The 9,785-nt window shown below is 54.8% G+C and carries 7 protein-coding genes; 4 read left to right on the plus strand and 3 right to left on the minus strand.

What is annotated here, in order from left to right:
• A partial coding sequence (gene fhuE, locus RTK32_RS13515) for a ferric-rhodotorulic acid/ferric-coprogen receptor FhuE (protein ID WP_312044765.1) occupies nucleotides 1-1,789 on the minus strand: 1,789 nt, incomplete at its 3' end.
• Nucleotides 1,790-2,162: 373 nt separating this feature from the next.
• Here fhuE and RTK32_RS13520 point away from each other — a divergent pair.
• Nucleotides 2,163-3,338 (plus strand): MFS transporter, encoded by a 1,176-nt coding sequence (locus RTK32_RS13520; protein ID WP_312044766.1) that lies wholly within the window; start codon nucleotides 2,163-2,165, stop codon nucleotides 3,336-3,338.
• 402 nt (nucleotides 3,339-3,740) lie between these two features.
• Nucleotides 3,741-4,196 carry a hypothetical protein gene (locus tag RTK32_RS13525; RefSeq protein ID WP_312044767.1) on the plus strand — a complete coding sequence of 152 codons (456 nt, stop codon included), beginning with the start codon at nucleotides 3,741-3,743 and terminating at the stop codon, nucleotides 4,194-4,196.
• Nucleotides 4,197-4,285: 89 nt separating this feature from the next.
• On the opposite strand, the gene RTK32_RS13530 is transcribed toward RTK32_RS13525, so the two are convergent.
• Nucleotides 4,286-5,302 (minus strand): NAD(P)-dependent alcohol dehydrogenase, encoded by a 1,017-nt coding sequence (locus RTK32_RS13530; protein WP_312044769.1) that lies wholly within the window; start codon nucleotides 5,300-5,302, stop codon nucleotides 4,286-4,288.
• A 166-nt stretch (nucleotides 5,303-5,468) separates the two neighbouring features.
• Nucleotides 5,469-6,785, minus strand: a complete 1,317-nt coding sequence (locus tag RTK32_RS13535) for a PAS domain-containing methyl-accepting chemotaxis protein (protein ID WP_312044771.1) — start codon at nucleotides 6,783-6,785, stop codon at nucleotides 5,469-5,471.
• Between the two features lie 279 nt (nucleotides 6,786-7,064).
• Here RTK32_RS13535 and RTK32_RS13540 point away from each other — a divergent pair, with 279 nt between their 5' ends.
• Together RTK32_RS13540 and RTK32_RS13545 are read left to right on the plus strand one after the other, a co-directional pair.
• Nucleotides 7,065-8,534, plus strand: a complete 1,470-nt coding sequence (locus RTK32_RS13540) for an SrfA family protein (RefSeq protein WP_312044773.1) — start codon at nucleotides 7,065-7,067, stop codon at nucleotides 8,532-8,534.
• Nucleotides 8,534-9,785, plus strand: a 1,252-nt coding sequence (locus tag RTK32_RS13545) for a virulence factor SrfB (protein ID WP_312044775.1), incomplete at its 3' end; no start/stop codon positions are given. The genes RTK32_RS13540 and RTK32_RS13545, both read left to right, overlap by 1 nt.

Consider the following 9,785-nt stretch of genomic DNA (forward strand, 5'->3'; position numbering starts at 1 on the left):
CGTTCACTTCAAATTCCACACCACGGCTTACCGTGCCTGATTTTCCTACGTAGGCCGTCTCGGTCGACCCGGCAATAATCTGCCCGGTGCTCTGGGCCACGTTATCCTGTTCAATGCGAAACACCGACAGCGATGTGGTCAGGCGGCTGTTCAGCCAGTCGGACTTCAGGCCTGCCTCATAGTTTTTACCCACAACCGGTGACAGGTAGCTGCCGTTGATATCACGATAGGTCTGTGGCTTGAACACTGAGGTGTAGCTGCCGTAGGCCGACCAGTTTTCGTTGATGTCATACACCAGACCGCCGTACGGCGTGATGTTGTTTTTCGCCATATCCTGCGTCAACGTGTTAGTGCTCCAGCGCGTATAGCGCGCGCCAAGAATCAGATGCAGTGGATCGGCCAGGGTAATGCGGGTAGCCATGTAGGCAGATTTCTGACGAGTGACATCTTCCTGAGCCAGCGTGCGCTCGCCCCATTCGGTTTCTGCGTACTGACCGTTATAGCGATTGAAGTCGCCCAGCATGTCGGAAGAAATATTGTCAAAAGCGCTGTAATAGGTGTTCTTTTGCCTACTGTAGCTGACGCCCGCCATCAGTTCGTGCTGGCGGCCAAACAGCTCGTAAGGGCCGCTGGCGAAGGTGTCAACCGAATCGACTTTACGCTTGCCGGTATTATAACCGGTACCGCCTACCACCGGATAATCCGCGTAAGAAGAGACGCCCGCGCCGGTATTCTTATCAAAAAAACCGTCGATATAGAGCTGACGACTGTCCAGGAAGCTTTCGTTATGGGTCCCGTTCAGCGTAACCAGCCAGCCATTATCAAAGCGCTGCTTTAAGTTAACAAAAACCTTTTTGCTTTCTTTATCGTTATAGGCCCAGTCTGGCGACGTATTATAACCGCGACGATAGTCAGTGGCGGATCCATCGCTGTGCCAGCGGGGAACGCCGCTCCAGGTCGGGCTGTCCGCGTTGGTTTGCTGATATTCATAGCCGACGGAAAGCGTGGTGTGCTCGGTCAGATCGGCATCCACCACGCCGTAGATAAATTTCTTTTCTGCACTGTACCGTTCAACAAAGCTGTTGTTGTCCTGATAACCGGCAACGACACGGCCGCGTACGTTGCCGGATTCGCTCAACGGTGATGACAAATCGGCTACATAACGCTGTTTGTTCCAGCTGCCGTAAGTAGCGGAAAGCTCACCCGTGGCGGTTTTGCTGTCTGCATGTTTGCGTACCATATTGACCGCAGCGGAAGGATTGCCCGCGCCAGTCATCAGGCCCGTTGCACCGCGTACCACTTCAATACGGTCGTACAGGGCCGTATCTGACTGGGCGTCGCCCAGATTCCAGCGCTCTTCAAATACGGTTGGGATCCCGTCAATCATATAGTTGTCGATCAGGAAACCGCGTGAGTAATAGGTGCGGCGATCCATATCCGCCACTGACTGCATCACGCCCGTCGTATTGTTTAACACTTCGCCCAACGATTGCAGCTGCTGATCCTGGATGCGTTGCTTGCTGATAATACTTACCGATTGCGGAATGTCGCGCGCAATCAGCGGCATTTTCGTGCCGACAGAAGTGATGGGTACACTGTAATCGGACGTTGAAGTATCGGTGGCATCATCGGAAGCGGCATTCACCGTCAAAGTTTGCTCCGCCGTTTCCGCTGCCGTGGCCTGAGGAATCTGTAACGCTACCGCGACCAGCGCGGCGACGATGGAATAAGAAGTGACTACACCGCCCTGCGGCCGTATTTCCCTGTTAATGTGTTGAGCAAAAAACATGACTACCTCGATCCTGTCATTATTGATAAACGGTCTGTGCCGTTCAGCCACGGTGCTTTTTTTGTTGTGTGGAACGCTTCTGCTGGCCTCTCTGCCCCGGCTTTTCCCGAAAGATACGGCCATCTACAAATGCGAATGAGAACTATAATTTTTTTTATTTCTCATGTAAAAGACTATTAATGACCTTTTCAGGATTTTGTAAATCATGTGTAATGATTAACCTTCTTACTCGACCGGGCTTCAGGGTGGTTTACAGCGGTGCGCCTTAGCCGTTAACATCCTGTCCAGACAACAAGCCCTTTTGTTGCGTAAGCGTTAACGTCAATCAACGCCTAATCAGCAGGCCAGGCCTGCTCTTTTTGCGATGCCGATAATGTCTTCATTTTTTGCCCGTCCACACTTCTTCCTGACCGTTTTATTGCTTACTGCCGCCTGCCTGCGCGCGCCTTTGACGGCGACCGGCCCGGTACTGGAAGATATCCGCCTTACCTTTGGCCTGACGGCGACGGATGCCGGCCTGCTTAATTTTATTCCGCTGATGATGTTCGCGTTACTTGCGCCCCCTGCTGCATGGTCAGGGAATCGCTTTGGGCTGGAGAAAACGCTTTGGGTGGCGATCTGGCTGATTCTGGTCGGTTCCGCTATACGTATTTCCGGCAGTAGCCTTGCGCTGTGGCTGGGAACGGCTCTCCTGAGCGGAGGGATTGCGGCCGCTAACGTGCTGCTACCGCCGCTGATTAAACGTGATTTCAGCCAACATGCGGCTCGCTATATCGCGCTTTATGCCTGCGTTATGTCAATCACGGCCAGTGTGGCTTCCGGCATTGCTGTGCCTCTGGCAGGATTGAGGAATGCTGGCTGGTTTTTTTCGCTGGGAGTCTGGCTGATCCCGGCTGCGATCGCGCTGGCGGCCTGGCTACCTCTGCTAAAAAACGCTCATCCATTAAAGTCTGGTGCGACGCGTAAGGATTCTGCGCTGCGATCGCCGTGGCGTGCTGCATTAGGCTGGCAGGTATCGCTGTTTATGGGGTTACAGTCGCTGGCCTTTTACACCCTGATCGCCTGGTTTACCCCCTGGGCAGAAGCGCAGGGTTTTAGCCAGCTTGCCGCGGGCTGGCTGCTGTTTCTCTATCAGATTGTGGCGATTTCCGCCAACCTTGCCTGTATGCGGGCAATGGTGCGGCTGCGCGATCAGCGCGCCATCGCCCTGCTCGCTTCGCTGGCGATTTTTATCGGGTTATGTGGCCTTTATTTGTGGCCGCCTCTGGCCATACTCTGGCTGACTCTTGCCGGGCTGGGTGCGGGCGCCTCTTTAGTGATAAGCCTTTCTTTATTTGGGCTGCGAGCAGGCAATCATTATCAGGCCTCGCGGCTATCGGGCATGGCGCAATGCGTGGGTTACGGTCTGGCCGCGCTCGGCCCGTTATTTTTTGGGCTGTTACATCAACGTTTTGATAACTGGACAGCCCCATTGCTGTTTTTAATTGCGTTAAGCCTGTTACAAGTGGCGATCGCGCCACTGGCAGGAAGAAATAAAGTGATTGGCTAAGTTGAGGGCCAGCTTGTGGGCTGGCTTCTGGATGATATCAGGGACAGATAATTTTCCGGCATAGTGCAGCGAGAAACCAGGCAGCAACGCTACAAATGTGCCCTCCCTGCGTTTTACTTCCCTGGAAAATGCAAATAGGCGGTAAAGTTTACCCTTGGTCTTCCCAGGGTTTTTTACCTGCCCGGCTAAGTATTATCTCTTGGCTAATGCGTGGATTATTATGAGTTAAAATTAGTATGATGTAACTAAAGCTGGCAGGCAGCGGGTAAACCCTTGTCAGCATACTGTCTGCAACGGCTAAAAAATGCGATAAGACACATTTTAAGAAGAGACCTGACTGTTTTCGGATGCGCCCAAACGCTAAAATAGCGCCTTAAAAGCCGTAGAGGATAGTGAGGTATAATGATCTGTCGTTTCACCCTGGCCATAGCGATGGCCGCAATAACCCTGACCGGCTGCTCCAGTCATAAGAAAGATGAACCGGCCACAGCATCCGTCACCGCGTCGGCTAAGGATTTCTTTAAAGGCCCGGCACAGATCTCGGCCGACGATTTCTCGACGGGGCCGACCCAGGTTGACGTTTCCCACGTAACCAGCCGCACCGATGATGGCTCCGCCATTTATGTAACCGTGGACGGTAAAGATGCCGGCGCGCTGATCCGTGGGCAAAGCCTGCAGCTTCACCTGCCCGCAGGCGAGCACCAGGTCGGCGGCTACGTGCCTACCCTGCTCGGCTTTGGTCGGGTCACCATTCCGGCAGTGAAAGTGACCACTACGCCAGAAAAAGTGAAAAAAGTAGCCTATACGACGGGCCTGAAGAAACCTGCTTTTACCGAGGCTGACGCGGGACAAGGCTGATAACACGTCACGGCCTCCCCGGCTGGAATTGACAAAAAACGGCGACCATAAAAGTCGCCGTTTAAAAAATCAGTCGTCAGCAACCTGCACTAGAAATCCGCTTTCAGCACCACGCGATAGTTCGCCTTACCTGCGCGAACGTGATCCAATGCCTCGTTGATTTTAGACATAGGGAAATACTCCACACGCGGCGCGATATCGCGGCGGGAAGCCAGTTTCAGCAGCGAACGCAGCTGGCCCGGCGAGCCGGTTGAAGAGCCGGTCAGCGCTTTATCGCCCATGATCAGCTGGAAAGCCGACACTTCAAACGGTTTGAGCACTGCCCCTACGGTATGGAACTTGCCCTGAGGCGCCAGCGCGTCGAAATAAGGTTTCCAGTCCAGATCGACCGCCACGGTGCTGACAATCAGATCAAAACGACCAGCCTGGCTTTTCAGCGCTTCCGGATCGCGACTGTTGATGACTTCGTCCGCACCCATTTCCAGGATGGACTGTTTTTTATCCGGCGTGGAGCTGAATGCCACCACTTCCGCACCCATGGCACGCAGGATCTTAATCGCGATATGCCCCAGGCCGCCGATACCGATCACGCCTACGCGGCTGGTGGCCGTAATATTGCTCATCAGCAGCGGTTTAAAGACGGTAATGCCGCCACAAAGCAGCGGGCCTGCGGTTGACGCATCCAGGTTTTCCGGCAGAGGAATAACCCATTGCCAGTCGGCGCGCAGCTTCTCGGCAAAACCGCCGTTGTTCAAAATAGTAGGAACGGAACCCTGTTCGCAGTTCACCTGCTCGCCGTTAATACAGGCGTCACAGTGCTGGCAGCTCTTTGCCGTCCAGCCGATGCCTACGCGCTGGCCTACGGAAAGACCTTTGGATTTTGCCGCTTCGCCCATGGCAGAAACGCGCCCAATCACTTCATGGCCGGCAATAGTCGGGTAGCGCGAAATGCCCCATTCGTTATCGATCATTGAGAGATCGGAATGGCAGACGCCGCAATATTCCACTTCGACTTCCACTTCCTCGGCGCTCAACTCCGGCGCATCATACTCATACAGCTCCAGTGCCTTACCGGCTTCCATTGCTGCATAGCTTTTGATTTTCATACTCTCTTCCTCTGGTTCGTTAACGGACTGAGTTTAGCAAAACCAGCCGGATGGTCAGGGAGCGAAACGAGTCATTAGCCACAGGGAGTGTATCAGGATGTAAAAATTCGACCATCCGTGCCGTACTATGCGTGTTATTGCCGCAACGGGATGGTCGGTCATGTCGCTATCGGGCTAAATGCTGCGTCACGTTACCGATGGCTTCCACCACCTGCTCTGAATTATTCTGAATATTCACAATGACGTCGCCTGCTTCTTTCACCAGCGCCACCCCACTGTCGGCCCGCGCCAGATTAGCGGTGATATTTTTTTGCGCCAGCTGGGCCAGCTGCTGATTGCGGTCAATCATGCCCGCGATCTCCTGACTGGCCGTATTGATATTGGCCGCCAGGCTACGCACCTCGTTAGCCACTACCGCAAAACTCCTGCCATGGGTGCCCGCTCTTGCCGCCTCAACGGCAGCATTTAGCGCCAGCAGGTTGGTCTGGTTAGCAATAGAGCGGATCGTTTCCACGATTTCGCCAATTTTCCCTGACTGGGAGCTGAGCCCGTTAATGTCCCCGGAAACTTTATGCATTTCGCTGGCGACTTCGTTCATGCGCGCCACGCTGTTTTCAATCACGCTGACGCCGAGCCGGGTGTTCTGTCTGGTTTCCTGTGCCGCTTTATAAGCATGATCGACCGCTTCGCGCTCCTGCTGGTTCTTCTCTACCTGTGCCGTCACGTCGGTAGCAAATTTTACCACTTCATAAAGTTTGTTATTGCTGTCGAAGATGGGGTTATAGGTCGCACGCAACCAAATCGTTTCACCTTTGCTGTTGACGCGAGGAAACTCCCCGGAGACAAAGTCGCCCCTTTGCAACTTTTGCCAGAACTCACTGTACTCACGGCTGTTATACACTTCCGGCGAGCAAAACATACGGTGATGACGCCCGACGATTTGCTCAAGGCCGTAACCGGTGGTTTTTAAAAAGTTCTGGTTAGCACGCAGTATTTCACCTTTAAGGTTAAAGGCAATTACCGCCATCGAGCGGCTGATAGCGGTGGTCATCGCCCGCTGCTCCTGAGCATCCTGGATACGACGAGTAATATCAGAGGCAAGCTTGACGATTTTAACCACTCGCCCGCGGCGATCCCGTACCGGCACGTAATTAGCCTCAAGCCAGATAGTGCGGTTGTTTTTCCCCAGCCGCAAAAACTTATCGCTGAAGCTTTCCCCGCGCGCAAGGCGTTGCCAGAACTGGCCATATTCCGGCGACTGGATCAGCTCATTTGTACAGAAAATACGATGATGCTGACCCACGATTTCGTTCAGCGTGTAGCCGACAGCCTGCAAAAACAGTGCGTTCGCCGTCAGGATGCGCCCCTCGGGCGTAAATTCGATCATCGCGATAGCATTGTTCAGCGAACTGAGTGTTGCCCGTGGCTGGCTGGCGAAGGACTTCAGCCAGGAGAATATCCCCGATTTATCAGTGCCTGTCATGTTGTAACCTTTTGTCATATTTATGGTATTCGTCACAAAAGTATTATCGGCATTTCAGATAAAAAAATTATCCCCGGCGACACCTGTTAGTGTGAGAGGTGCTGCCTTTCCAGGCGTTTTTCCTTTAAAATGAAACTGTTCCTGATTTTTTTTCGCTTCATGAGTAGAGTAAAACGCGCTTTACCCTCTTATTTCTGTATTTGATTTAAGTCCACTCGACTACAGTAAATAGAAATTTGGATTAAAACTTATTGAATCCTGACTAAAAAAGGTCTGTGCGTGGCTAAACTATTTTTACGCAGCGGAAGCCTGGACGCGGTTCTCCCTCTTGGTGAGAACGGTCAGCCCGTTTACTTATCAGCCCTGCAGCTGCGCGAGACGCTGCGTCTGCGGAAGCAGCAGCAGGTTGCTGACTGCCTGGCTATTCCTCAACCCAACGATGCCGGTGACCGCCTGGACTGGTATTCGCCTGTTTCCGGTAGAGTCACCTCCTGGGCCGCGGCCAGCGATAGCGCACGCGCGCATGCGCTGAATCAGCTGGTTGCCTGCCAGCAAACGGTGGCTGACCTGTGCCAGCGCGCGCAGCAGTCCGATAAAAACAGCCAGAAACTCTTTGGTGCGCTGTTGGCTAAGGCCATTCAGTTTCCCGATCAGAACTTTGTCTATCTGGTGGGGGGCAAACCTGTCCTGACTTTCTGGGGGTTTGTCAGCCTGGAGAAAAAAGGCCAGCTGGATCCGCTGGACTGCCTGCGCGCCGTTGAAGAAGAAGCCCCGCTGACGCTGTCGAAAATGACTGCTGCTGCGCCGGTGGTAAGCACAACGCCGACGGTAAGCGCAGCACCCGTCGTCAGCCCCGCCGTCGCCCCTGTTGTTACGCCTGCGGTAGCGCCCGTTGTTCCCCCTGCCATTGCTGCTTATCAGACAACTGCCGAGCCGGAAGCTGAACCTGAGCCTGAGCCAACCCCGGCTGCTGCAGCGTCGGCTAAACCTGCAAGCGCGGCTAAGCAAAACCTGCTGCGCTATGGCTGGATAGTACCCGCCGCTGCGCTGCTGGTGGTTTTTGGTGTACAGATGAAAAACTTTTCCGCCGGGCACCAGGAAGTGACAGCGTCACAAGCCACCCACGAGAACGAGGCAAAAACCACATCTGTACCAGAACAACCCGCTGCGGTCCCGGCTAAACAGCTTACCGCAGAACAACCGGCTGCTGCCGCACCAGTGAAACAACCGGCTGAAACGGCAGCGACCGTTGCCCTGCCTGTAGCCGCTGCCAGTGTCGCACCCGTCGCGGAAAAGCCGGCGCAACCCGCAGCTGTGGCCACGCCTGCTCCTGTTGAGCAGCCCCCTGCTGTCCCGGCCGGTAAAGACGACTTAGTGCTGCCCGCCGACGCGGTAAAACTGGGATCGACTCGTTTTCTTAATGGCAACTGGCGCGGAATTATTACTATCAAAACCCCGCTGACCGGCAAACCGCCCGTGCTGCGCTACCAGTTCCGCAACGGCAAAGGCCTGGCGCAGATGACCCAAGGCGACGGCACAGTTTGTCGTGCGGATGTCTACGCAGGCCTGATGAAATCCGGCAACCTGGTGATTAACAGCCGCACCCGGGCTAAATGCAGCGACGGTTCGCGCTACCACATGCCTGAACTGACCTGCGTGCAGGGCGCAGAAGGCACTGCCGCCGCCTGTAGCGGCCAATATGATGCCGATACCGTATTACCGATGACGATGAAGCGTGAGAGCAAATAATGATACTGGCGACCGCAGATTTTAAACCGAACATGACGCTTATCCAGAACAGCGGTATCCAGTTTCTGGATTTTGCCCTGACGCCGGATCCGGAAAACGATTTGCCGGGCAAATTTGTCCGCCAGACGGCCAACGGCCCGCTGCTACGCCTGAATTTTAACGCGCAGACCGGCAAATATTTGCTGCCTATTACCGTGGGCGGTATGCCGGAAGTGGTAAAGCCCGAGTTCAGTTTCCCGCTGGCTCAGTCGCTGGCGTTGCTGGATGGCGTATGGCTGCCGCTGCCCTTTTTCCGCTTTAACCCGCCCCGCACTTTTATCGGCGGGCCAGATAACTGGGCGCGTGTACAGATTGTTGCGCTGGATAAACCCGATCAAAACGGCAAGACGCACCGTATCTGTCTGGCTTTTGAAACCCGAACCTGGCCAGAAGGTGAAGATGAATCGCTGGCGTTAGTCGAGAGCGACGTCAAAAACGGCGTCAACTTTGCGCTGGCTTACCGCAGCAACGAGCTGGGTGAGTTTCTTGACCATACCTGGATTGATGGCTGGCTGCGCGAAGTGTTCAGCCAGCAGGCCGCCGCCGTTGAGCAGCGCCCACAGGTGAATATCCGCACCGCACTGCGCGAATTCGAGTATCAGGCACATTACCTGAATATTTTGCATATGCTTGGCCACCAGCTGGCGCTGCCGGAGCTGAAGATTAGCGCCGCCACGCTACAGGAACCGGCCATTCCGGTCGATTTGATCCTGGACGTTGGCAACTCGCATACCTGCGGCATTATGGTGGAAGATCACGTCGACGATCACCACGGTCTCAAACACACCTATGAGCTGCATCTGAGGGATTTGGGCACGCCTCACCGCGTCTATAACGAACTGTTCGAGAGTCGCGTGGAGTTTGCGCAGGCCAGCTTCGGCAAGCAGAATTTTTCCATGGAAAGCGGACGTGATGACGCTTTTATCTGGCCTTCGATTACCCGCGTGGGCCGCGAGGCGAGCAACCTGGCGCTGCAACGTTTAGGCACGGAAGGCGCAACCGGCATTTCCAGCCCGCGCCGCTATCTCTGGGATGAGGATGCCTATACGCCAGGCTGGCGATTCAGCCGCACGCCGGGCAATCCCGCTTTGGAGCCACTGGCCGCTGCCGCCCCGTTAACCAATCTGGTCAACGACGAAGGCGAGCCGTTGTTCAGCCAGCCGCCCGAGGAGCGTCTGCCGGTCTTTACGCCGCAGTACAGCCGCAGCTCCG

This window comes from Erwinia sp. (genome assembly GCF_031978025.1).
Lineage (GTDB): Bacteria > Pseudomonadota > Gammaproteobacteria > Enterobacterales > Enterobacteriaceae > Erwinia.